The organism is Lentzea aerocolonigenes (assembly GCF_000974445.1).
Lineage (GTDB): Bacteria > Actinomycetota > Actinomycetes > Mycobacteriales > Pseudonocardiaceae > Lentzea > Lentzea aerocolonigenes.
In genome coordinates this window covers 282,842-306,596 of the sequence record NZ_BBOJ01000012.1, presented here as the reverse complement: position 1 = coordinate 306,596, position 23,755 = coordinate 282,842, and the positions used below count along the sequence as shown (strand labels likewise).

Genomic DNA, 23,755 nt, shown 5'->3' with positions numbered 1-23,755 from the left:
CGTCAGTCCTCCTCGATCTCGCGGCGGGACAGCCGCACCTCCTCGACGTCCAGCCGCCGCTGCACCGCCCGCAGCACCGTGTCGTCGATCGTCGCCTCGTCGCGCAGCCGCACCACGGTCGCCCGCTTGTGCGCGATCAGCTCCAGCCGCAGCGTCGTGTACTCGAGCTCGGACTGCGCCACCTCGTCGTCACCGGCCTCCTTGGCCCGCCTGACCTCCAGGTGGTGCTCGTACTCGGCGAGCACGCGCTTGTAGACGACGTCCGACACGCCCACCTTGTCCGCGAGCGAGGGCAGGGCCTCGTAGGCCTCCTCGGAGGCCGTCGCCTGGGCCAGCCGGAGCTCCTCGTCCAGGGCGGTGTCGTCGGGGAGCTGGGAGAACCGGATGATCGACGGCAGCATCACCGACTGCACGACCAGCGTCAGCACGACCACGCCGGACGTGATCAGGACGATCTCCTCGCGGAACGGGAACGGGCCGCCACCGACAACGGTTTCGGGGACGGCCAGCGCGGCGGCCAGTGACACGGCGCCGCGGAAGCCCGCTGCGGACGACACGAGGCGTTGGCGGGCGCCGACCCTGCGAAGGCGTTGCTGGGGGCGGCGGTCGATGGCCCGGATGATGTACGGGGTCGTGTAGCTCCACAGCAGGCGCGTGCCCGCGACGGTCAGTGCCACCAGGCCGATCGCGCCGGCCGCGGTGAGGATCTCCGAGCCGTCGAGCGAGCGGACGGCGCTGTTGGCCTGGAGTCCGATCAGGACGAAAAGGGCGCCGTTCAACAGGAACGTGGCGATGCTCCAGAACGCGGTGCTCACCTGGCGGGCGTCGGCACGCACGATGCGCGGGCCGACCCGGGCCAGCGCGAGGCCGCAGGTCACCACCGCGATCACGCCCGAGCCGTGGACGAGCTCGGCCAGCAGGAAGGCGGCGAACGGGGTGAGGATGCTGACGCAGGTCTCGTGCACGGGGTTGTCCAGGCGCTTGCGCACCTGCACGACGAGCCACGCCACGAGCAGTCCGGCCGCCGCGCCGCCCGCGTAGGACAGCAGCAGCCGGAAGCCGACGAGACCGGTGCTGAACTGCTGTTCTCCGGTGGTGATGGCCACCGCGATCGCGTAGATGACCAACGCCGTGCCGTCGTTGATCAGCGACTCGGCGCGCAGGATCGTCGTGGTGCGGCGCGGCATGCCCCGTGCGATGGCCGAGACGGCGGTCGCGTCGGTCGGGGCCAGCGCTGCGCCGAGCACCCACGCCGGGCCCCAGTCGAGGCCCAGCGCGTGGGCGACGGCCGCCACCGCCGCGGCGGTGGCGAGCACGAGCAGCGTGCTGAGCAGCACGATCGGGCGCAGGTTGCTGCGGATCTCCCGCAACGAGGTGTTGAGGCTTTCCCAGTACAGCAGCGCGGGCAGGAAGATCAGCAGCATCGCTTCCGGCGGAAGGCTGACCGATTCCAGGGCCGGCACGAAGCCGAGCACCGCGCCGCAGAGGACGAGCAGGACCGGGGCGGCGACGCGCAACCGTCCTGACGCGACGCTGCTCGCCAGGATGCACACGCCCAGCACCACTACGAGTTCGAGACCGAGCATGCGCTCAAGATAGGCGGCTCACGCACTCAGCGCGGCATCCAATTCGGCCAGCAGCCGGGACTTGGGACGCGCTCCCACGATCTGCCGGATCGGCACGCCGTCGCGGAACAGCAGCATCGTCGGCAGCGACATGACCTGGTAGTCGCGTGCGGTGGCGGTGTTCTCGTCCGCGTTGATCTTGAGCACCTTCAGGTCGTCGCGCTCGCGGTCGATCTCGTCGAGCACGGGCGAGAGCATGTGGCACGGTCCGCACCACTGCGCCCAGAACTCGACGAGCACGGTGCCGGTCCGCGTTTCTGAGGCGAACGTGGCGTCGGTCAGCTGCACTGGAACTCCTTGGGTTCGGCCACGAGGCACGGGTCTTGGAAGGCGAGCCTGGCCAGCAGGAACTCCCGGACGGTGTTGAGCCGGTCCAGGCACGCGTCCACCTCGGCGAGCTTGCGCCGGTAGACCTCCCGCGAGTCCGGGCACGAGTCGCCGGACTCGTGGCCCGCGCGCAGGCACGCCACGAACGGCCGGGTGTCCTCCAGCGACATGCCGACGGCCTGCAACGACTGGATCTCCCGCACCAGCCGCAGGTCGTGGTCGTCGTACTCGCGGTAGCCGTTGGGCGTGCGTTGTGCCTCCAGCAAGCCCTGCGACTCGTAGAAGCGCAGCGCACGCGTCGTGGTGCCGGCTCGCTTGGCCAGTTCGCCGATCCTCATGACAGCAACGCTAAACCTTGACGCGCACGTCAAGGCAAGGATCGGCTCGGTGTCCGACAGTTGTTCAGCACGTGGACGTCCTTGCTCAGGAGATCGGCCGGTCCCTAACGTGAGCCGCGTTCTGCACGTGCTCTCATCGGAGCGCAGGGAAGGGAGGGCAGGAATGAGCTTCGCGTTGTTCCTGTCCTCCCGCAGGCACGTCGACCACGGCCGCGTGTCCAGCGCCGCCTGTACGGGCTGACCTTCTCCCCTTCCGGCACGCCCACCTTGGTGTCCTCAAAGGACAGATCAGAGGATCTGGCCTCCTGACAGAGGAGGTGTCATGCGTTTCAGCATCACCATCGACACGGACGACGAAAACACCGCGCTGCGGCTCCTCGGCGCATTGAAGGACGTGGGCCTGGTGCAGGCCGCGGAACCGGTGGTCGAGGACGTGGACGTCCGGATCCTGCCGCACACGCGGCAGGTGCTCGTCCGGGACGTGCCCGTCGAGCTCACCCGGCTCGAGTTCGAGCTGCTGCTGCACCTGTGCGAGCACCCGGACCGCGTGCACCGCCGTCGTGAGCTGCTGTCGGCCGTGTGGGAGGTCGACGACGTGTACAGCGGCGCGCGCACGGTCGACGTGCACGTCCGGCGGGTGCGGCAGAAGCTCGGTGACGCGGCGGACGTGATCCAGACCGTGCGCGGCGTCGGGTACCTGGTCGCGTCGAACGGGCGCGTGCGGGTCGAGCGGTCGCGGAACGTGGTGCGGCTGGCCGACCGACGGGCGGGGTAAACCGGTTGCTCCGCCTGACAGGCCCGGTGTTGCATGCAAGGACACCGGGCCTCGAAGGGGAGTGCATGCACGAGGACGAGATCGCGACGGACGTGTCCCTTGTGGACGAACTGATCCGCACGCAGTTCCCGCGCTGGCACGGACTCCCGATCACCCAGGTCAGGCACGGCGGCACCGACCACGCGATCTACCGGCTCGGCGACGAGCTCGCGGTGCGGCTCCCGCGCATCGAGTGGGCGAACGGTCAGGGCGACCGCGACGCCGTGAGGCTGCCGAAGTTCGCGCCGCACCTCCCCGTCGCGGTACCGGAACCGCTGGAACTCGGCGAACCCGCGCTGGGGTACCCGTACCGCTGGTCAGTGGTGCGCTGGCTCAGCGGCGACATCTCCACGATCGACGCCGTCGACGACGACACCGCGATCCGCCTGGCCGAGCTGGTGCAGGCGTTGCAGGGCGTCGACGCCACGGGTGAGCCGTGGACGACGTACCGCGGCCGCCTTTCTCCCGCCGGCAGCGACGAGAAGGTGCGCGGCTGCATCGCCGAGATCGGCGGCCATCCGCGGCTGGTGAAGCTCTGGGAGGAGGCTCTCGACGCGCCGCGCTGGGACCGGCCCGGCCGCTGGCTGCACGCCGACCTGCACCGCGGCAACCTGCTCTTCACCGGCGGTGCGCTCACCGGCGTGATCGACTGGGGCTCCGCGGGCGTCGGGGATCCGGCGGGGGACCTCATGACCGCGTGGCTGTTCCTCGACGAACGCGCCCGCAAGGCGTTCCGGCGTGAGCTGGACTTCGACGACGCCACGTGGGCCCGCGCGCGTGGGTGGGCGTTGCACCTCGCCGTGTTCGCGTTGCCGTACTACCGCGACACGAACCCGTTCGTGGTCGGCATCGCCCAGCACGCGATCGACCAGCTAGTGGCGGAACGCGCCTGGTGACACGCCCGTCTCACGGGTGAAGAACTTGGTGAAGTTCGTCGCCTCGCTGAACCCGAGCCGGTGCCCGATCGCGGCCGACGACAGATCGGTGTGCACGAGCAGCCGTTTCGCTTCGAGCGCCACGCGGGCGTCGATCAACGCCTTCGCCGACCGGCCCGTCGCGGCGAGGCAGATGCGGTTGAGGCTGCGCAGCGAGTAGCCGATGCGCGCCGCGTACTCGGCGGCGTTGCGCGTGGTCGCGAACGAACGTTCCAGTTCGTGCTGGAAGCGCTCGAACCGGGCGTCGCTGTGAGTGCTGCCGGCGTTCGCGGGGAGGCGGGCCAGGCGCAGCAGCAACGCGCCCAGCAGCTGCCGGAGCAGGTCGACCGGTTCGTTCGTGAGCAGGTTGCGGCGGTACTCCTGCCGGAGGTCCCCGACAGCGCGGATGATGACGCCTTGCTCGGCCTTGGGAACGGTGCGCCGCGGCGGGCCGAACGGGTTGAGCAACGGGCGCGCGCCGTCCAGCGGAGGTGGGAAGGCGGGGGTGAAGAGCACCAGCAGCGCGTCGGCGTCGCCGTCGGGCAGGCGCAGCACGCGGCCGGGGGTGACGTGCAGCAGCGTGCCGGGCTCGCTGCGGTGATCCACGAAATCGACCATGGTCGTGGCAGTGCCTTTGGTGAACAGGAACAGTTGGTGGAAGTCGGTGCGGTGCACCTTCGTGAACGTTTCCTCGCTGACCCGGCGGCGGAGAACGGCGAGGTCGAGCACCTCTACGCCCAACTGGCCCCGGTCGGGGTTGCTGAAGCCGAACTGGGCGACCTGTCCACTTTTGACCATGATGAGGCGTGATCCTACCTCGTTTTCGGTGTGCTGCTGGGACATCGTTGGAGCCATGAACAACAAGGAACTCGTGCTCAAGGCCGCCGGCGAACTCTTCGGCGACAAGGATCCGTCCGCTGTGGACCGCTGGGTCGCGGCGGACTACCGCCAGCACAGCTCGCTGGCCGCGGACGGGCCGGAGGCGTTGCGCGGGCTCGTCGCGAGCCTGCCTGGCGACTTCCGCTACGAGCTGGCGCGCGTCATCGCCGACGGTGACCTCGTTGCGCTGCACGGCGTCTACCACGGCTTCGCGCCGGAGCCGCTGGTCGCCTTCGACCTCTTCCGGGTGGCCGACGGCAAGCTCGCCGAGCACTGGGACGCGCTCACGCCCGTGGTTTCTGAGACGGCGAGCGGCCGGTCCCAGACGGACGGACCTCAGGCGCCCTCGGGTGCCGACACCGAGCAGAGCCGTGCGCTGGTCGCCGGTTTCGCGCAGCGGGTCCTGCAGGACGCCGACTACTCGGTGCTGACCGACTACATCTCGACCGAGACCTACCTCCAGCACAACCCGGAGGCCGCGGACGGCCTCGACGGCTTCGGCGCGGCCGCGGGCAAGTGGGCCGCGGAGGGCAAGAACCTCGTGTACAAGACCGTGCACAAGGTCGTGGCCGAGGGCGATCTCGTTCTGCTGCAGTCGGAGGGCGAGTTCGGCGAGCCGGTGGCGTACTGGGACCTGTTCCGCGTGCAGGACGGCAAGATCGTCGAGCACTGGGACGTGATCGCGCCGATCCCCGCCTCGCTGCCGCACTCCAACGGCCTGTTCTGAGCCGCTGTGCTCACCGCACCTCCCTGCTCGGCGGGGAGGTGCGCAGCACGACGTTGGTCGCGCTGCATCGGCAGGATCGTTTCTCTTTTGACGAACTGGTAACGCACTTCGCGTTCGAGGACATCTCGGCAGCAATGCGAGCCGGGGAGGGAGTCGAGCCCGTGCCGCGGATGCCATAGCACGTCGCGCCATCCGCGAACTGGCGTAGCGCGGCCCGCCATCTGGGTCCATTCGTCAGGTTACGTAAGTGAGAAAGTTTCATCACCCCTCTCGACGCCGCCGGTGGTTTGTGCGTACGGTTGGCCACGCAAAGTACTGGCGAGTAGGTAGCGAACTGAATTCCTTTCTCCCCACCCCTGCACGGTGAGGAAGCGAGCGCAGTGAACATGCTGTCGGATCGAGAACGGGTGCTGTGTCTGAGTCCGTTCAGCACCCCCAACCCGGCCCTCGTGGTCGCGGCCGGACGAGCGGGCGGGGTCGGCGTGCTCGACCTCGGGCCGAACGCTGCCGCTGATCTCGGCCGCGTGCTGAAGCGGCACCCGCGCGCGTTCGGGGTGCGGCTGCACGGGCCGTTGACGGTCGACCTGCCGGAAGAAGCCGACACGGTCGTCGTTGATCTCGCCGAGTACGTCCCCACCCGCGCTGAACTGGGTGAACGGCGAACGCTGGCCGTGGTCACCTCGGTGGCCGAGGCTGTGGAGGCGATCGAGTTCGGGGTCGCCGGGCTGATCGCCAAGGGCGCCGAATCCGGTGGCCGGGTGGGTGGTTCGCCCGCGTTCGTGTTGCTCCAGCAGGTGCTCGCGCTGACCGATCTGCCGGTCTGGGTGGCCGGGTCGATCGGGCCCGACACGGCTGCCGCGGCGGTCGCCGGCGGGGCGCGCGGAGTGGTGCTGGAAGGCCAGCTCACCCTGGTCGCGGAGGTTCGAAAACAGATTTCCGGTGAAATTGTCAACGCGGTCCGGATGATGGACGGCGCCGACACGGTCGTGAACGACGGGTTACGCGTGCATGTTCGGCAGAACGCGCTGGAAATAGGTCAGGAAGGCGCGTTCGCCGAATTCAACCGTACCTCGTTTGGAACCGTTGGAGGCGTCGTCGGCGCCATTCAGCGGGGCATTCGCGAGAATCTCACCCTGGCGGGTGAGCACCGCGCGATCCGTGCAGGCGGGGCGTTCTGCGAACGTGTTCCCGGCTTGCGCTACCCGATCGCGCAAGGTCCGATGACGCGGGTCAGCGACCAACCGGCGTTCGCCGCGGCCGTCGCCGAAGGTGGTGCGCTGCCGTTCCTCGCGCTCGCGTTGATGGAGGGCGCGGCCGTCCGCGAGCTGCTCGACCACACCGCCGAGAAGCTCGGTGACCGGCCGTGGGGAGTGGGTCTGCTCGGTTTCGCGCCGCCGGAGCTCCGCGCGAGGCAGATGGAGGCCGTGCTGGCCACACGGCCGAAGTACGCGATCGTCGCCGGTGGCACGCCCGCGCAGGCACGCGAGCTCGAAGACGCCGGCATTGAGGCGTTCCTGCACGTGCCATCACCCGCGTTGCTGCGCAGGTTCCTCGACGAGGGCGCGCGCAAGTTCGTCTTCGAGGGCTCGGAGTGCGGCGGGCACACCGGCCCTCGGACCAGCTTCACGTTGTGGCAGCAGCAGATCGACGTGCTCAAGGGGCGCGAGAAGGACGTCGTCGCGCTCTTCGCGGGCGGCATCCACGACGCCCGGTCGGCCGCGATGATCTCCGCGATGACCGCACCGCTCGCGGCACGGGGAGCGGCGATCGGCGTCCTCGTCGGCACGGCCTACCTGTTCACCGAGGAAGCCGTCACGCACGGCGCGATCCAGCCGGTGTTCCAGCAGGTCGCGATCGAGTGCGAGGACACCGCACTGCTGGAGACCTCGCCCGGCCACGCGGTCCGGTGCGCGCAGTCGTCCTATGTGGACACGTTCGAGCAGGCGCGGAAAGAGCTGGCCGGACTGCCGAAGCAGGAGAGCTGGGAACGGCTCGAACAGCTCAACCTCGGACGGCTGCGGCTCGCGAGCCGCGGTCTCGTGCGCGATGAGCAGGGCCTGAAGGCGGTCGGCGAGGACGAGCAACGCCGCGAAGGCATGTTCATGATCGGCCAGGTCGCGACGCTGCGCTCCGAGACCACCACGATCGCGGAGCTGCACGAGGACATCGTCTCCGGCGTGCTGCCCGAGACCGGCGCGGACACCGTCGAACCGGAACCGCTGGACGTCGCCATCGTCGGCATGGCCGCGATCATGCCGGGTGCGCACGACGTCGCCGAGTTCTGGGCGAACGTGCTCAAAGGCACCGACTCCATCACCGAGATCCCGCTGGACCGCTGGTCGCCGGAACGCTACGACAGCCCGTTCCGCTGGGGCGGCTTCCTCCCGCGCACGGCGTTCGACCCGCTCGCCTACGGCATCCCGCCCGCCTCGCTGACCTCGATCGAACCGGCCCAGCTGCTGGCACTGGAGGTCTCGGCCCAGGCGCTCAAGGACGCCGGCTACGCGACGCGCGTGTTCGACCGCGAACGCACGTCGGTGATCTTCGGCGCCGAGGCCGGTGCCGACCTCGCGAACGCCTACACGGTCCGCACCGCGCTGCCCGCGCTGGGCGTCCGCGGCCTGGACGACCACCTGCCGAAGCTCACCGAGGACTCGTTCCCCGGCGTGCTCGGCAACGTGATCGCCGGACGGGTCGCGAACCGGCTCGACCTCGGCGGCGCGAACTACACCGTCGACGCCGCCTGCGCGTCCAGCCTCGCCGCGCTCGACGTGGCGTGCAAGGAGCTCGTCGGCGGCACCAGCGACATGGTGCTGTGCGGTGCTGTCGACCTGCACAACAGCGCGCACGACTACCAGATGTTCGCCTCGGTGAAAGCCCTGTCCGCCCAGGGCCGCTGCGCGACGTTCGACTCGACGGCCGACGGCATCGCGCTCGGCGAGGGCGTGGCCTGCGTGGTCCTCAAGCGGCTCGAAGACGCCGAACGGGACGGCGACCGCGTCTACGCGGTGATCAAGGGCATCGGCGCGTCGAGCGACGGCCGGGCGAGGGGCCTCACCGCGCCACGTCCGGAAGGCCAGCAGCGGGCCCTCAAACGTGCCTACGCGGCGGCGGGTGTGCCGGTCACCGACGTCGGCCTGGTCGAGGCGCACGGCACGGGAACCGTCGTCGGCGACCGCACGGAGCTGGCGTCGCTGACGGAGATGTTCTCCGGCGTCGAACCCGGTACCTGCACGATCGGCTCGGTCAAGTCGCAGATCGGCCACACCAAGTGCGCCGCGGGCCTGGCCGGAGTGATCAAGGCGGCGCTCGCCGTGCACACCGGCGTGCGGCCCGGCACGTTGCACGTCAAGCAGCCCAACGCTTTCTGGGACTCGCGGACCAGCCCGTTCACCTTCGGCCACCGCACGTGGGCGAGCGGCAACCGGGTCGCGGGCGTGAGCGCGTTCGGGTTCGGCGGAACGAACTTCCACACCGTGCTCGCGGGCTACACCGGCGCCGACGAGCCGCGCCACGGCCTGACGGTCTGGCCCGCCGAACTGTTCCTGATTCGCGGCGACGATCAGGCTGCGGCACAACGAGAAGCCGCCCGCCTCGCCGCACTCGTAGACCCCCGCACGCCGTTGCGCTCGTTGGCCGCGGCGTGCGGTGAAGGAACGGTTCAGGCCGTCTTCGTGGTGAGCGATCACGAGAGCCTCCGCGACGCGCTGGCGGACGTCGAGGCGTGGCGGTCGAGTGACGTGGTCCGGCTGCGGTCGGGTGAACGGCCGAAGATCGCGTTCCTGTACCCCGGCCAGGGCAGCCAGCGACCGGGAATGCTGCTCGACCTCGTCACGGCTTTCCCACGGCTGAAGGACTTCGTCGACGCTCGCTACGAACGGGTGATGTACCCGCCGGCCGCGCTCACGGCCGAGGACGTCTCCCGGCAGCGTGCGGAGATCACGGACACGCGCAACGCCCAGCCGACGCTCGGCATCGCGGGGCTGATGGTCACCGCGCTGCTCGATTCCGTTGGTGTGCGGCCGGATCTGGCCGGTGGGCACAGCTACGGCGAGCTCGTCGCGTTGGCCGCGGCGGGTGCCTTCGACGCTGCCGAACTGCTGCAGCTGAGCGCGGCTCGTGCCGAGGCGATGCTGGAGGCCGTCGGCGATGATCCCGGCACGATGGCCGCGGTGTCCGCGCCGCTCGCCGAGGTCGAGGCGCTGCTGCCGCCGGACGTCGTGGTGGCCAACCACAACGCGCCCGAGCAGGTCGTGATCTCCGGACCGACCGGGGCCGTGCACAACGCCGTGGAGCTGCTGAAGAACGCCGGGCTGACGGTCAAGAACATCCCGGTCGCCGCCGCGTTCCACAGCCAGTTGATGGCGGGCGCTCGCGACCGGTTCGCGGCACGTCTCGCGGCCACGCCGATCGGTGAGACGTCCTTCCCGGTCTGGTCGAACGTCACCGCCGAGCCGCACACCGACGTCCGGGACGGCCTGTCCGCGCAGCTCGCGGGCCGGGTCCGGTTCGTGGACCAGATCGAGTCGATGTACGCGGCGGGCGCGCGGATCTTCGTCGAGGCCGGGCCCGGTGGCGTGCTGACGTCGTTGGTGGGCAAGACACTCGGCGACCGGCCGCACCGGGCGTTGCGCTGCGACGACCACGTGACGTTCCTGCGCACGATGGCGGAGCTCGCGGTCGCGGGCGTCGAGGTGGACGCCGCGCCGCTGTTCGAGGACAGGGCCGAACCGGCGACGACCGTGCCGCAACGGCCGTCCTGGTACGTGGATGGAGGACTCGTGCGGGACGCGAACGGCGACGCACTGCCCGGTGGGCTCCGGCCCGCGACGGAGTTCCCGGCCCTGCGCGTGGGATCGGGACTGGGACGCGACGAGATCGTCGAGAAGTTCCTGGACGGCATGCGGGACGCGGTCAGCGCCCAGCGCGACGTGCTGCTGAGCTACCTCGGCACCGCGCCCGCGGCGGTTCCCGCGCCGCTGCCGGTGATCGAGCAGACCGTGGTGGTTCCGGTGGCGGCGCCCCAGGAGGACGTCGCGACCGTGGTGCTGCGGACGATCAGCACCCGCACGGGCTATCCGGTGGAGATGCTCCAACCCGGGCTCGACCTCGAAGCCGACCTGTCGATCGACTCGATCAAGCGCACCGAGATCGTCGGCGAACTGGTGGCCGAGCTGGGCGCGGCGGGTTCGGTGGACGAGCTCGCGCAGCTCAAGACGATCGAGGGCATCGTCGGCTGGTTCGGTGCCGCCGCCCCGGTCAGCGCTCCGGGGAAGGACGTCCGGGCGGTCGTGCTGCGGACGATCAGCACCCGCACGGGGTACCCGGTGGAGATGCTCCAGCCGGGGCTGGACCTGGAAGCCGACCTGTCGATCGACTCGATCAAGCGCGCGGAGATCGTGGGAGAGCTGGCCTCCGAGCTGGGGGCGACGGGGTCGGTCGACGAGCTGGCGCAGCTGAAGACGATCGACGGGATCGTCGGCTGGTTCGGGGACACCTCCGCTCCCGCCCTCACCCCGGCACCGGCCCTCGCCCCCGGCCGCCTCGTGCGGCTGGTTCCCCAGGTCGTCCCACTCGAACCTGCACAGCCCGCCGACCTCACCGGCAAGACCGTGCTGATCATCGACGACAACGGCATCGGTCTCGAACTGGCCGACCTCCTCGAACGCCACACCGCCCGTCCGCGCATCGAGCCGGCGTTTCCGGACGACCTGACCGGGATCGACGTCGTGGTCAGGCTCGGCGCACGGCTGCCGGAAGCGTTCAGCGAGGTCAAGGCCTGCGTGACCGGGAACGTCAACCTCGTCGTGGTGACCACCGGCGGCGGCACGTTCGGCTTCGACCACACGCCCGACGAGCTGCCCGCGGACATCGGCCTGCACGGCCTGATCCGCACGGCCGCACTGGAGTACCCGGACCTCGTGGTGCGTGCGGTCGACGTCAACACCAAGGAAAGCCACCGCGACATCGCCACCGCGCTCCTCGCCGAGATCGGGCCGGGACCGGCCGTCGTCGGCTACCAGGCGGGCAGGCGCCAGGTCATCGACGCGGTTCCCGCGGAACTGGACACCGCTGTCCTCGATCTCAACGCGGACAGCGTCGTGCTGCTGACCGGCGGCGCCCGCGGCATCACGGCGTTGGCGGCCGCAGCTCTGGCCGAACGCACCGGGTGCCACATCGAGCTGATCGGCCGCACCCCGATCGCACCGGAAGACCACAGGCTCAGCCACGCCACGACCGAACCCGAGCTCGTGAAGGCGTTGTTCGAGCTGGGGGAGAAGGACAACGTCCCTGCCAAGGCCCGCAAGGTCCTCGCCGAACGCGAGGTCCGCCAGACCCTGGAACGGTTGCGCGCCAAGGCCTCCAGCGTGCGGTACCACGAGTGCGACGTCACCGACGCCGACGCCGTGGGCAAGGTCGTCGACGACATCAAGGCCAGGTTCGGCCGCCTCGACGGTGTCATCCACGGCGCCGGGGTACTGGACGACAAGCTGATCGCGGACAAGACCCAGGAGTCGTTCGACCGCGTCTGGGCGACGAAGGTCAACGGCGCCAAGGCGTTCGACATCTCTGGCACGGACGGCTTCCTGGTGCTCTTCGGCAGCGTCAGCGGGGTGTTCGGCAACCGCGGCCAGGCCGACTACTCGGCGGCGAACGACGCGCTCGACCGCCTGGCCAGGTTCTGGGGCACCCAACGGCGGGTCGTCGCCATCGACTGGGGTCCCTGGGCCGGTGCGGGCATGGCCGTCGGGCTCGCCGACGAGTACGCGCGCCGCGGCATCCCGCTCATCGAGCCGCAGCTGGGCGTCGACGCGTTGCTGAACGAGATCGCGAACGGTCAGGACGTGCAGGTGGTCTACCGATGGGAGGCATAGCGATCGTCGGGATCGGTGCCGTCTTCCCCGGTGCTCCCGACGCCACGACGTTCTGGCGCAACATCGTCTCCGGCGTCGACGCGATCGGGCAGATCCCGCCCGGCCGCTGGGACCCGGCCACGTACTACGACCAGGACAGCACCACCGGCGACAGGTTCTACTGCCGCAAGGGCGGTTTCGTCGACGACCTGGCGGAGTTCGACCCCACCAGGTTCGGCATCATGCCGTCCACAGTGGACGGCGCGGAACCCGACCAGCTGCTCGCGCTCGCCACGGCCGCGGAGGCCATCGCGGACGCGGGCGGTGAAGCAGCGCTTCCCGACCGGGACCGCGTCGGCGTGGTCGTCGGCCGCGGCGGCTACCTCACGCCCGGTTGCGCGCGGCTCGACCAGCGCGTCCGGCTCGCCGACGAGGTCGTGTCCGTGGTGCGGGACCTGTTCCCGAACCTGGCGGGCGCGGACCTGACCACGGTCAGGAAAGCCATCCGGGACCGGCTGGGGCCCGAGCAGCCGGAGGCGTCGATCGGGCTGGTCCCGAACCTCGCGGCGTCGCGGATCGCCAACCGGTTCGACCTCAAGGGCACGGCCTACACGGTCGACGCGGCCTGCGCGTCCGGGCTGGTCGCCGTCGAGCACGCCGTCCGCGAGCTCCAGGAGGGCCGCGCGGACGCCATGCTCGCCGGCGCCGTCCACGTCTGCCACCACCCGACGTTGTGGAGCGTGTTCACCCAGCTCCGCGCGTTGAGCCCGAGCGAGCGCATCCGGCCGTTCGACGCGAGCGCCGACGGCACGCTGCTGTCCGAGGGCGTCGGCATGGTCGTGCTGAAGCGCCTCGAAGACGTCGGCGACGAACGCGTCTACGCGGTGATCCGCGGCATCGGCACCGCGAGCGACGGCCGCGCGACCAGCATGATGACGCCGAACCCGGACGGCCAGCTCCTCGCCGTGCGGCGGGCGTGGGCCAACGCCGGTCTCGACCCGCACGAGAGCTCACCGGGGTTGATCGAGGCCCACGGCACCGCGACGCCCGCCGGTGACGCCGCCGAGCTGCAGACGATGATCAACGCGTTCGGCGACCAGGGCGACGAGATCGGCATCGGCACGGTGAAGTCGATGATCGGCCACGCCATGCCCGCCGCCGGGATGGCCGGCCTGATCAAGGCCGCCCTCGCCCTGCACCACAACACGCTGCCGCCCACGCTGCACGTCGAGAAGCCGCACAGCTCGTTGCAGGGCACCAGGTTCACGCCGGTGACGACCGCCCGCGAGTGGAGCGGGCCGCACCGCGCGGTCGTGAACGCGTTCGGGTTCGGCGGGATCAACGCACACGCCGTCCTCGACGGCCACACGATCGCCAAGCCCCGCAAGCCCGTCATGACGTTCGCCGCCGACACCGCGGAGGAACTGGCCAGGGCGCTGAAACAACGCCGCACGTCCAGCGCCGACCGCGCGTTCCGGCTCACCGTCGGCAACCCGGACGAACGCAAGCTCAAGCTCGCCGAACGCGTGCTCGCCCAGGGCAAGGCGTGGCCGGGGCGGCACGACATCTGGTTCTCGCCGCAGCCGTTGGTGACCAGCACGGACCAGGTCGCGTTCCTGTTCCCCGGCTTCGAACGCGAGTTCAGCGGTGAGGTCGTCGACCACGCCGTGGCGCTGCTGCAGGACGGTCGCCGCGAGGCCCGTGAGCTGATGGCGCTCGGCATCACGCCCGGCGCGCTCGCCGGGCACAGCATGGGCGAGTGGACCGCCATGGTCGTCGGCGGCATCTATCCGACGATCGACGAGTTCGTCGGCGCGCTCGGGCCTGGCGCGGTGGCAGTCGTCGACATCGCTTACGCCGCACTGGGATGCTCGGCCGACACGGCCGAGCAGTACCTCACCGAGAGCGTGACGATCAGCCACGACAACTGCCCGCACCAGTCGGTGATCTGCGGTCCGATCGACGACCTCGAACGGGTGCTGGAGAAGCTCAAGGCAGGCGGCGTGATGGCGCAGCTGATGCCGTTCCGCACGGGCTTCCACACCCCGGCTCTCGCTCCGTACCTGGGGCAGGCCAGGGAGATGCTCGACCGGCTGCCGGTCCGCGAGTCGGACGTCCCGGTGTGGTCGGCCAACTCCCTCGAACCGATGCGCGCGGACGACGTGCGCGAGCTGGTCCTGCGCCACCTCGTCGAGCCCGTGCGGTTCCGGCCGCTGCTGGAACGGCTGCACCAGGCCGGTTTCCGCGCGTTCGTCCAGATCGGACAGGGAAGTCTGCCGGGGTTCGTCGGCGACACGTTGTCCGACCGGCCGCACGTCGCCGTGAACGCGGACATCGCGCCGGAAGCGTTGTGGGCGTTCGGGCTCAAGCGCGGCACGGCGCACAAGGTCAAGCTGCGGCTCGGCACGCCGAAGATCAAGGTCGACCCGCTCGGCGCGGAACCGGCGCTGGTCGCCGACGACACCCCCATGTCGGCCGCGGTCAACGCGTTGCTCGCCCACACCAACGCCGTCGCCCGCGAGGTCGTCAGCGCGCTGCGGCCGAACGAGGCCGGGTTCACCCGCGAGTTCTCGTTGCGCACCATGCCGGAGCTCGTCGACCACTCGGTGTTCCCGCAGCCGCCCGGCTGGACCGACCTCTCCGACGGGTTCCCGATCGTGCCCGCGACCGGTCTGCTGGAGGTGTTCGCGGACGCCGCGCGCAGGCTCACCGGCGGCACCGTGCACGGGTTCGCGCAGGTGAAGGCCAAGCGCTGGCTCACCGCACTGCCCGCGACGACCGTGAAGGTCTCCGCCCGCGCCGAAGGCCCCGACCGCGTCGTCGTGAAGGTCGGCGACTACGCCGAGGGCGTCGTGCTGATGGCGCCGGTCGCCGTGCAGCCGGTCGGCAAGGAGCTCCAGGGCGTCCGTGAGGCTCCCGTGTCGGCCCAGGAGCTGTACAGCGACAACTGGATGTTCCACGGGCCGGCGTTCGCGGGCGTCACGAAGATCGACTGCCTGGCGGACAACGGGATCGCGGGCGTGCTCACGCCGTTGCCCGCGCCCGGCGCGTTGCTGGACAGCGCCGGGCAGCTGATCGGGCACTGGATGCAGGTCAGCCGCACGGAGGACCAGACCGTGCTGCCGACCGGGATCGAGCAGGTCTCGTTCAGCGGACCCGCTCCCACCGGTGACGTCCGGTGCACGGCCTGGATCCGCGAGGTGACCGCCCAGGAGATGGTCGCCGACGCCGAGCTGACCGTGAACGGCGAGTTGTGGTGCCGCATCACCGGCTGGACCACCCGCCGGTTCACCACGGACGACCGGATCTGGCAGGTCAAGCTCAAGCCGGGCACCGAAATGCTGTCCACTCGCGACGACGAGTGGTTGCGGGTCGTGGAGAACTGGTCCGACAGCGCCACCCGTGACCTGATCATGCGCCGGTATCTGAACTCGACCGAGAGACGGCACTACGGCGAGCTGGACGTGCCCGCGCAACGGGACTGGCTGCTGCGCGTGATCGCGGCGAAGGACGCCGTGCGCGCGTGGCTGTGGGACCGCGGGGCCGGGCCGATCTACCCGGCGGAACTGACCGTCGACGTCTCGGGCCGGGTGCGCGGCGCGTTCGCCGTGCCGCGGGTCGAGGTCGTCGCGGAACGAGGAATTGCAGCAGCCAGGGTGAGGACGGAGAACTGATGGACGAGGTGCTGCAGCAGGTCGCCAAGCTGATCACCGAGGTGGTCGGGGCAGACTTCCTGCTGGGCGTGGAGATCACCCGCGACACCACGTTCAGCGACGACCTGGGGCTGGAGTCGATCGAGTTCGTCGCGCTGGCGGACAAGCTCAACGCCCACTACGGCGTCGACCTCGTGGCGTTCCTCGCGGACATGGACATCGACGAGATCATGGCGATGTCCGTGGGCCGTCTCGTCGACCACATCACGGCTCGTGTCTGACGTTCACGCCCGAGGGCTGCGCTTCCACGTGCAGCGGCTCGGGCCGCCAGCAGACACAAAAGCAGGTGCGCCGACCGTGGTGTTCGTGCACGGCCTGGTGATGGACAACCTGTCGAGCTTCTACTACACGCTCGCCGCACCGCTGGCCCAGGCCGGGTTCGGCACGGTGCTGTTCGACCTGCGCGGGCACGGCCTGTCCGAACGGCCACCCTCCGGTTACACACCAGAGGAAAGCGCATCGGACCTCGTCGCCGTGCTGGACGAGATCGGCGTCACCGAGCCGGTTTTCCTGCTGGGCAACAGCTACGGCGGCGTCGTCGCGATGCACGCCGCGGTCCAGGCTCCCGAACGGGTCGGCGGCGTCGTGCTCGTCGAGTCGGCCGTCGGGGGCGTGGTCGGCGACGCGTGGTTCGAGGACATCACGAACACGTTGACGGTCGCGGCACTGGGCCTGGAGTTCGACCGGACGCAGGACCAGCTGATGGCCCTGGGGCAACGCAAGATCGCGAAGCTCGCGGTGAACGCCCACGCGTTGCTCAACGGCACCACGCTGATCGACGACCTCGGCTCGGGCGCGAAGCTCGACCTCACCCAGGTCCAGTGCCCGGTGCTCGGGGTCTACGGCTCGGAGTCCGAGCTGATCGGGGCCGCGGCCGAGCTCCGGGAACGGATTCCGTCGTGCCGGCTGCACGTGGTGTCCGGGCTGGGGCACACGGTCCTGCGGGAAGCCACGGCCGAGCTGCTCGACGTGCTGCTGGACTGGTTGCCGTCATGAGCCGGTTCCTGTTCGTGGTGCCCCCGTTGACCGGCCACGTCAACCCGACCGCGTCCGTGGGCGGCGAACTCCTGGCGCGCGGCCACGACGTCGCGTGGGTCGGGCATCCGGGCACGCTCGCGCCGTTGCTGCCGGACGACGCGCGGATCTTCCCCGCGATCGACGACGTCGTGGAGGCTGACATCCGGGCGAAGCGGGAGCGGTGGCTCGCGTTGCGCGGGATGGCGGTGCTGAAGTTCTTCTGGGAGGAGTTCCTCATCCCGCTCGGCCACGCGATGGTGCCTGGCGTGTCGGACGCGGTCGCGTTGTTCGGTCCGGACGTGGTGGTCGCGGACCAGCAGGCGCTGGCGGGTCCGTTGGTGGCGCGGAACGCGGGCCTGCCGTGGGTGACGTCGGCGTCGACGTCGGCGGAGCTGGTGAATCCGTTGAGGACGATGCCGAAGGTCGACGCGTGGGTGCGGGACCTGCTGCACGACTTCGCGGGCGGGGACATCAGGTTCTCGGACCGGCTGGTGCTGGTGTACAGCTCGGCGGCACTGGTGGGGGAGGAGTTCGGCGACGAGGTGGCCTTCGTGGGACCGGCGCTCGCACACCGGGTGGAGCGGGTGGAGTTCCCGTGGGAACGCCTGACCGGGCAACGGCGAGTGCTCGTCTCGCTGGGGACTTTGAACGGGCCGGCCGGAGAACGTTTCCTCAGCCAGGCACTGGAAGCCGTGGCCGGTCTCGACCTCCAGGTCGTCATGGTCGCCGAGCCGCGCCCCGCGCCTCCGAACGTCCTGATGCTGCCGTCCGTGCCGCAGCTCGCGTTGATGCCGCACCTCGACGCGGTTGTCACGCACGGTGGCCACAACACGGTGTGCGAGGCGTTGGCGCACGGGTTGCCGCTGGTCGTGGCCCCCATCCGGGACGACCAGCCGACCGTCGCCGCCCAGGTCGTGGCGGCAGGCGCCGGCGTGCGGCTGACCTATTCACGGGCACGAGCCGCAGATATTCGCAGTGCACTGGAATCCGTGCTGGACGAGCCGGAGTACACGGCCGCCGCGGAGCTGGTGCGGGAGTCGTTCTTGGCGGCAGGCGGCGCAGCGGCCGCGGCCGACCGACTGGAGAAGGTGGTGGCCGGGTGATCCTCACCGTGCTGGTGGTGCTCGTCGTCCTGATGGACGTGCTGCGCCTGCGTTCCCGCGCGTCCAAACTGCGAGTGCTCTCCCCTGGCGCGGGCGGACACACGCTTCTGGCCGCCACGGGCGTGCATCCCGAGGGTTCGTGGCAGACCGACGACGATCTCGTCGACCTCGTGCCGCCGGACCTGCCGACGGTCGCCGCGCTCGACCTGCTCGGATCGGTCGACCCGGCCAAGTACCGCGACGACCAGTGGGCGCGCGGGATCAGCGCGTCGCAGGCCGTGCTCGTGCGGCCGGAGTACGCGGAGGAGATCAACCGCGACGACCCCACGGAGTTCGTCGCGTTCGTGCGGCGGGTCAAGGACCACGTGCGGGCACGGGTCGACATCGCGGTCGCGCCGGGGCTGAAGGCCGGGCCGTACGACCTCGGGTACCGCGCGGCGACGCTGCGGCAGTTCGGGAAGCGGCCGTCGCTGTGGATCGCGGGCTCGGTCATCGGTTACGCGGCCGTGGTCGGCGCCCTGGTCACCGACTGGCGGTGGGGTCTCGCCGCGCTGGCCGCCTACTGGGCGCACCCGCTCCTGGTGTTCGCCGGCACGCCGTTGAAGCCCCGTGACCTGTGGGTGCCGCGGTTCGTGCGCACGCCCTACCTGTGGTTCAAGACGGCCAGCGGCAAGAAGTCCACGGCCGAACGGCGTCAGGCCGAGCACCTGAAGCAGGCTACGCCCTGGTACGAGCAGAACCGCGACCGGAACTTCCACGAGAAGCGGCGCGAGGACTGCCCGTCGTGCGGCAGCCAGGACCTGCGCCGGTGGGTCACCGCCACGGACCTGGTGCAGCGCAAGCCCGGCACGTTCACGATGGACCGCTGTGTCCGATGTGGACACGTCTGGCAGAACCCGCGACTGTCCGAAGAAGGCCTGGGGTTCTACTACCGCGACTTCTACGACGGTCTCGGCGAGACGTCGGCGGAGGCGGTGTTCTCCGGCAAGAACGATCCTTACTACGGCCGTGCGCGGCTGGTGGAACCGTTCACGAAGCCCGAGCGGTGGCTGGACGTCGGCTCCGGGCACGCACACTTCTGCCTGGCAGCCAAGGAGGTTCTGCCGCAGACGACGTTCGACGGGCTGGACCAGGGCGCGGCGATCGAGGACGCGGCCAGGCTCGGCCGGATCGAGCAGTCCTACCGGGGCAGCTTCAAGGAGTTCGCGGGCGAGCTCAAGGGCCGGTACGACGTGATCAGCATGCACCACTACCTGGAACACGTGCGGGATCCGTGGGAAGAGCTCGACATCGTGGCCGACGTGCTGCCCGACGGCGGGTACCTGCTGATCGAGCTGCCGGACCCGGAGTGGCGGCTCGGGCGGTTGTTCGGGAAGTACTGGATGCCGTGGTTCCAGCCGCAGCACCAGCACATGATGCCGATCGGCAACCTGGAGCACGCGCTGGCCGACCGCGGTCTGACCACCGTGGCCACGGAACGATCGAAAGCCCACCTCTGCAACGACTTCACGCTCGCGTTGCTGCTGTTCCTCGGCAACATCGCGCCCCGCACGCCCGCGCCGTGGCGTCCGGAACGGGTGCGCCTGCGCAGGACCCGCAGCTTCCTGGTGTGGTCGCTGGGAATCCCGGCGTTCTTCGTGGCGATGGCGCTGGACCAGACGGTGAACCGGTTCCTCGCGCGCCGCAGCGACCGCGGCAACGCCTACCGCCTGCTGGCCCAGAAGACGTCATGATCGACATCGCGGATCGGCCTGAGATCGCGCCGGAGCTCAGGCTGGTGCCGCACGCGTTCCGGCGCACGTTCGGCAGGCCCGCGGCAGGGGTCTGGTACGCGCCGGGCGTGCTGAACCTGCTCGGTGGCGCGGTGAAGGTGCACGCCAAGTGGGGCGCGATCGTGGCCGGGGACCAGCGCGACGACGGCAGGCTGGAACTGGTGTCGGTGAACCGGCCCACCGAACGCGCTCTGCTGCCTTCCGACGACGTCCCGGCGTGGGCAGCGGGCCTTCAGGCAACGGGTGGCGCCACGCTGATGTGCAGCGTTGATCTGCCGCAGGGGAGTGGTCTGGCGGCGGGGGAGGCGTTGCGGACGGCGGTCGGCCTGGCTTTGCGTGATCTCGCGGGAAGTTCTCACGAGGAACCGGAAGCAGCCGAGTTGGATCTGCCCGGTCAACGGTTGCTCGTGGTCGACACGCGGATCCGGCGCCCGCAACCTCAGGTGGAGCGGCCGTACGTCCGGGACACCGACGACCTCGGCGCTGCTTTGACGGCCTACCACAGCGTTCAGGACCCGGATCCGGAGCAGGACGCGGTGGTGCGCGCCGCGCTGGCCGCCGGCGCACGCGGGGCGAGCACGCTGGTCGACCCGCCGGGCAGGCCCGCTGTCGCGCTGGTCGACGCGGACCTGGTCCCGGCGGTGAAGAAGGCGATCACGAAGGCGGTGGAGGTCCCTCCCCGCTACCTCACGATCACGCCTGCCTCCTTCAAAACTGAGGCTTTACGGTGAACTCGGCCCGGCGCAGGTCCTTCGAGCTCGGCCCCACGAGCAGGACGAACTCGCCGGGCTCCACCACGCGGTTGCCGGCGGCGTCGACGATCGTGCACGCGGAGACCGGGAGCTCTAGGTCGACCTGCACGGTCTCGCCGGGCTCCACGTCGACCTGCCTGAACGTCTTGAGCTCCTTGTCCGCCCAGCTCACCGACGTGACGGCGTCGCTGACGTAGACCTGCACGGTCTCGCGTGAGGGCCGGGAGCCGGTGTTGGTCAGCGTGATCGAGGCGCGCACCGTCTCGTCCGGCCGCAGCACGGCCGTCTCCACGTGCAGGTCGCCGTACTCGACCGTCGTGTACGACAGGCCCTCGCCGAACGCGAACGCCGGTTCCTGCGTCAGGTCGGCGTAGCGCGAGCCGTGCTGGCCGCGGATCTGGTTGTAGTACGTCGGCTGCTGGCCCGCGTGCGCCGCGAACGAGATCGGCAACCGGCCGCTGGGCTCGACCAGGCCGTGCAGCACCTCGGCGATCGCCCGGCCGCCCTGCATGCCGGGGTTCGCCACCCACAGCAACGCGGCGGCGTTGCGGGCTGAAGCGGGCAGCACCAGCGGCTTCGACGCGAGCAGCACCACGATCAGGGGCTTTCCCGTCTCGGCGAGCGCGTCGAGCAGGGCGATCTGGCCGCCGATGAGGTCGAGCGTGGCGGTGGACCGTCCCTCGCCGACCAGTTCGATCTGGTCACCGACGACGGCGACCACGTAGTCCGCGTCCTCCGCGGCCGCGACGGCCTCGGCGATCAGGTTCGCGTCCGGCGGGCACGGCTGGACGATCTTCGGGCGCGGCTGGCCGTCCGGGAACGTGTCGCCCTCGGGGTCCGGTTCGAGCGTCAGGATGTCGGCACCGCGCGCGTAGGTGACCTCCTGCGATGAGAGCTCGCGCAGGCCGTCGAGGACCGTGGTGATCATCTCGCGCGGGTGGCCGGTGGGCAGCCAGTCGGCCTGGCCGGACGACCCGGCCCAGTCGCCGAGCTGGGTCTGCGCCTCGTCGGCGAGGGGACCGACGACGGCGATCTTGCCCTTGGCGAACGGCAGCACGCCGTCGTTGCGCAGCAGCACCAGCGACCGGCGCGCGACCTCGAGGTTCAGCGCCACGTGGTCGTCGTGGTTGATCATGACGCGCTGGCGTTCGGCGTCGGGCCTGCGCGGGTTCTCGAACAGGCCGAGGTCGAACTTGAGCGTCAAGATCCGGGTGACCGCGCGGTCGAGGTCGGACTCCGCCAGCAACCCGTCCTCGACGGCCTGGAGCGCGCCCTCGAAGAACTGGGGGGTCGTCATGATCATGTCGTTGCCCGCCTTGACGGCGGCCGCGGCGGCGTGGGCGTAGTCGGGCTGGAGCTTCTGCTCCCAGACCATGCGGCCGACGTTGTCCCAGTCGGTGATCAACGTGCCCCGGTAGCCCCACTCGCCGCGCAGCACCTCGTCGAGCAGCCACGAGTTGACCGTGATCGGCACGCCGTCGGTGGTCTGGTAGCCGAGCATGAACGTCGCGCAGCCCTCCTTCGCGACCCGTTCGAACGGCGGCAGGAACCAGGACCGCAGTTTGCGGCGGGAGAGGTCGGCCTCGCTCGCGTCCCGGCCGCCCTGCGTCTCCGAATAGCCGGCGAAGTGCTTGGCGGTGGCGAGGATCGCGGTGTCGTCTTTCAGCCCGTCGCCCTGGTAGCCGCGGACCATCGCGGCCGCGAGCTCACCGATCAGCACCGGGTCCTCGCCGAACGTCTCGTCGACGCGGCCCCAGCGCAGGTCGCGCGCGATGCACAGGACCGGGGAGAACGTCCAGTGCACCCCGGTCGCGGCGGCCTCGACGGCGGTGACCCGCGCGACCTGCTCGACCAGCTGCGGGTCCCAGGTCGCGGCCATGCCGAGCTGGGTCGGGAAGATCGTCGCGCCCTCGTAGAACGAGTGCCCGTGGATGCAGTCCTCGGCGATCAACAACGGGATCCGCAACCGTGTCTGCGTGGTGAGGTCTTGCGCGCGCAGCACTCGTTCGGGCGAGGTGTGCAGGATCGAGCCGACGTGCTTGCGCAGCACGTGGTCGTCCAGGTCCTCCCTCGAGTCCAGCTGCATCATCTGGCCGACCTTCTCGGGCAGCGTCATGCGGCCCAGGAGGTCCGCGACCCGGTGTGCGGTCGGCAGCGTGGCGTCGAGGTAGGGCACGTCGTCGCGATCCATGTGGTCTCCGAGAGGGCTCGTGCGGCGGCAGCGTCTATGGGAGCGCTCTCACGATGATTACCCGAAACCGGTTCCGCGCGATACCGGTTTCCCGGATTCCGGTACAAACGAATCGTTCGAGTAACCCGAACGCGACAAACCGGCTGCCCTTTCGAGCAGCCGGTTCCCGTGCGTGGTCCAGGCGTGACTGCTTGTCAGCGCCGAATATTCGGTGCCTCGGGCGTCAGCGCGAGGCCTTCGAGCCGTTCGGAGCGATGGCGTACCAGCGGTCGTCCCTGCCGTGACCGGTGGCGTCGCCGGCCTGCTCGTCGTCGACGTAGCGGTACACCGGGTGGCCGCCGATGGTGACCTGCTCCGTGCCGTCAGGGCGTTTCATGGTGCCGAGCAGCTTCTGGTCGAGCTCGGGCGCCTCGATCTTGCCTCCGGCGGCCAGCAGCGGCGGCCAGACGAGCGTGCACTCGGGTTCGAGGCAGGTCGACTTCGACGAGCCGTCCTCGGTGTTGAGGTAGAGCGTGTAGTGCTCGCGGTCGGCGACGACCGGGCCGACGGCGGGCGACTGCTCCACCTGCAAGTTCGCGATGTCACCTGGCAGCACCTGCGGCGGGCCGGCGGCGGGGCCCGCCGCGGCTTCCAGCTCCTGAAGGGTCGCGGTCTCCTCGGGCGGAGAGGAGCAGGCACCGAGTACGACGAGCAGCACGAAAGCGACGAATCGGCTCACGCACTGAACTA

17 protein-coding genes are annotated in these 23,755 nt (G+C 70.3%); 11 read left to right on the top strand and 6 right to left on the bottom strand.

All coding sequences use genetic code 11. The features are described 5' to 3' along the window. Positions 1-2: 2 nt before the first annotated feature. From AOM45_RS24120 to AOM45_RS24110, 3 genes are read right to left on the bottom strand one after another with little or no spacing between them, the layout of a single operon-like run. Positions 3-1,586, bottom strand: coding sequence for a Na+/H+ antiporter (locus tag AOM45_RS24120; RefSeq protein ID WP_030467370.1), 1,584 nt, complete (start codon positions 1,584-1,586; stop codon positions 3-5). Between the two features lie 18 nt (positions 1,587-1,604). Further along, on the bottom strand, positions 1,605-1,913 hold the full coding sequence (gene trxA / locus AOM45_RS24115) for a thioredoxin (RefSeq protein ID WP_030467369.1): 309 nt from the start codon (positions 1,911-1,913) through the stop codon (positions 1,605-1,607). Further along, entirely contained in the window at positions 1,904-2,290 is a 387-nt protein-coding gene (locus AOM45_RS24110; RefSeq protein WP_030467368.1) for a MerR family transcriptional regulator, read from the bottom strand. Before AOM45_RS24110 ends, trxA begins: the two co-directional genes overlap by 10 nt. Positions 2,291-2,612: 322 nt before the next feature. Here AOM45_RS24110 and AOM45_RS24105 point away from each other — a divergent pair, with 322 nt between their 5' ends. Next, positions 2,613-3,065 carry a winged helix-turn-helix domain-containing protein gene (locus AOM45_RS24105; protein ID WP_051783234.1) on the top strand — a complete coding sequence of 151 codons (453 nt, stop codon included), beginning with the start codon at positions 2,613-2,615 and terminating at the stop codon, positions 3,063-3,065. Between the two features lie 65 nt (positions 3,066-3,130). Continuing rightward, positions 3,131-4,000 carry an aminoglycoside phosphotransferase family protein gene (locus AOM45_RS24100; protein ID WP_030467366.1) on the top strand — a complete coding sequence of 290 codons (870 nt, stop codon included), beginning with the start codon at positions 3,131-3,133 and terminating at the stop codon, positions 3,998-4,000. Here AOM45_RS24100 and AOM45_RS24095 read toward each other — a convergent pair. Then, complete coding sequence (locus AOM45_RS24095) at positions 3,977-4,624, bottom strand: AraC family transcriptional regulator (RefSeq protein ID WP_201780057.1); 648 nt, start codon at positions 4,622-4,624, stop codon at positions 3,977-3,979. The two genes, AOM45_RS24100 and AOM45_RS24095, sit on opposite strands and share 24 nt — an antisense overlap. Between AOM45_RS24095 and AOM45_RS52400 the strand changes: the two genes are divergently transcribed. The 9 genes from AOM45_RS52400 (at position 4,616) to AOM45_RS24055 (ending at position 20,814) form a co-directional block, all read left to right on the top strand. After that, positions 4,616-4,828 carry a hypothetical protein gene (locus AOM45_RS52400; RefSeq protein ID WP_201780056.1) on the top strand — a complete coding sequence of 71 codons (213 nt, stop codon included), beginning with the start codon at positions 4,616-4,618 and terminating at the stop codon, positions 4,826-4,828. The two genes, AOM45_RS24095 and AOM45_RS52400, sit on opposite strands and share 9 nt — an antisense overlap. A gap of 43 nt (positions 4,829-4,871) precedes the next feature. Further along, on the top strand, positions 4,872-5,624 hold the full coding sequence (locus AOM45_RS24090) for a nuclear transport factor 2 family protein (protein WP_030467364.1): 753 nt from the start codon (positions 4,872-4,874) through the stop codon (positions 5,622-5,624). A 386-nt stretch (positions 5,625-6,010) separates the two neighbouring features. Beyond that, positions 6,011-12,499 (top strand): type I polyketide synthase, encoded by a 6,489-nt coding sequence (locus AOM45_RS24085; RefSeq protein ID WP_030467363.1) that lies wholly within the window; start codon positions 6,011-6,013, stop codon positions 12,497-12,499. Further along, a complete protein-coding gene (locus AOM45_RS24080) occupies positions 12,487-16,152 on the top strand; it encodes a type I polyketide synthase (RefSeq protein WP_030467362.1) in 3,666 nt (1,221 codons plus the stop codon). Before AOM45_RS24085 ends, AOM45_RS24080 begins: the two co-directional genes overlap by 13 nt. Further along, complete coding sequence (locus AOM45_RS24075; RefSeq protein WP_030467361.1) at positions 16,152-16,412, top strand: acyl carrier protein; 261 nt, start codon at positions 16,152-16,154, stop codon at positions 16,410-16,412. Before AOM45_RS24080 ends, AOM45_RS24075 begins: the two co-directional genes overlap by 1 nt. After that, positions 16,405-17,187: an alpha/beta fold hydrolase gene (locus AOM45_RS24070; RefSeq protein ID WP_030467360.1), complete on the top strand. Its 783-nt coding sequence runs from the start codon at positions 16,405-16,407 to the stop codon at positions 17,185-17,187. The genes AOM45_RS24075 and AOM45_RS24070 overlap by 8 nt, the downstream gene beginning before the upstream one ends. Beyond that, positions 17,184-18,311, top strand: coding sequence for a glycosyltransferase (locus AOM45_RS24065; protein WP_030467359.1), 1,128 nt, complete (start codon positions 17,184-17,186; stop codon positions 18,309-18,311). Before AOM45_RS24070 ends, AOM45_RS24065 begins: the two co-directional genes overlap by 4 nt. After that, on the top strand, positions 18,308-20,044 hold the full coding sequence (locus tag AOM45_RS49780) for a methyltransferase domain-containing protein (protein ID WP_051783229.1): 1,737 nt from the start codon (positions 18,308-18,310) through the stop codon (positions 20,042-20,044). Before AOM45_RS24065 ends, AOM45_RS49780 begins: the two co-directional genes overlap by 4 nt. Further along, positions 20,041-20,814 carry a hypothetical protein gene (locus tag AOM45_RS24055; RefSeq protein ID WP_030467357.1) on the top strand — a complete coding sequence of 258 codons (774 nt, stop codon included), beginning with the start codon at positions 20,041-20,043 and terminating at the stop codon, positions 20,812-20,814. Before AOM45_RS49780 ends, AOM45_RS24055 begins: the two co-directional genes overlap by 4 nt. Here AOM45_RS24055 and AOM45_RS24050 read toward each other — a convergent pair. Continuing rightward, entirely contained in the window at positions 20,792-23,026 is a 2,235-nt protein-coding gene (locus AOM45_RS24050; RefSeq protein ID WP_030467356.1) for an exo-beta-d-1,3/1,6-glucosidase, read from the bottom strand. The two genes, AOM45_RS24055 and AOM45_RS24050, sit on opposite strands and share 23 nt — an antisense overlap. Positions 23,027-23,249: 223 nt before the next feature. Continuing rightward, complete coding sequence (locus AOM45_RS24045; protein WP_051783227.1) at positions 23,250-23,744, bottom strand: COG4315 family predicted lipoprotein; 495 nt, start codon at positions 23,742-23,744, stop codon at positions 23,250-23,252. Positions 23,745-23,755 lie beyond the last annotated feature (11 nt).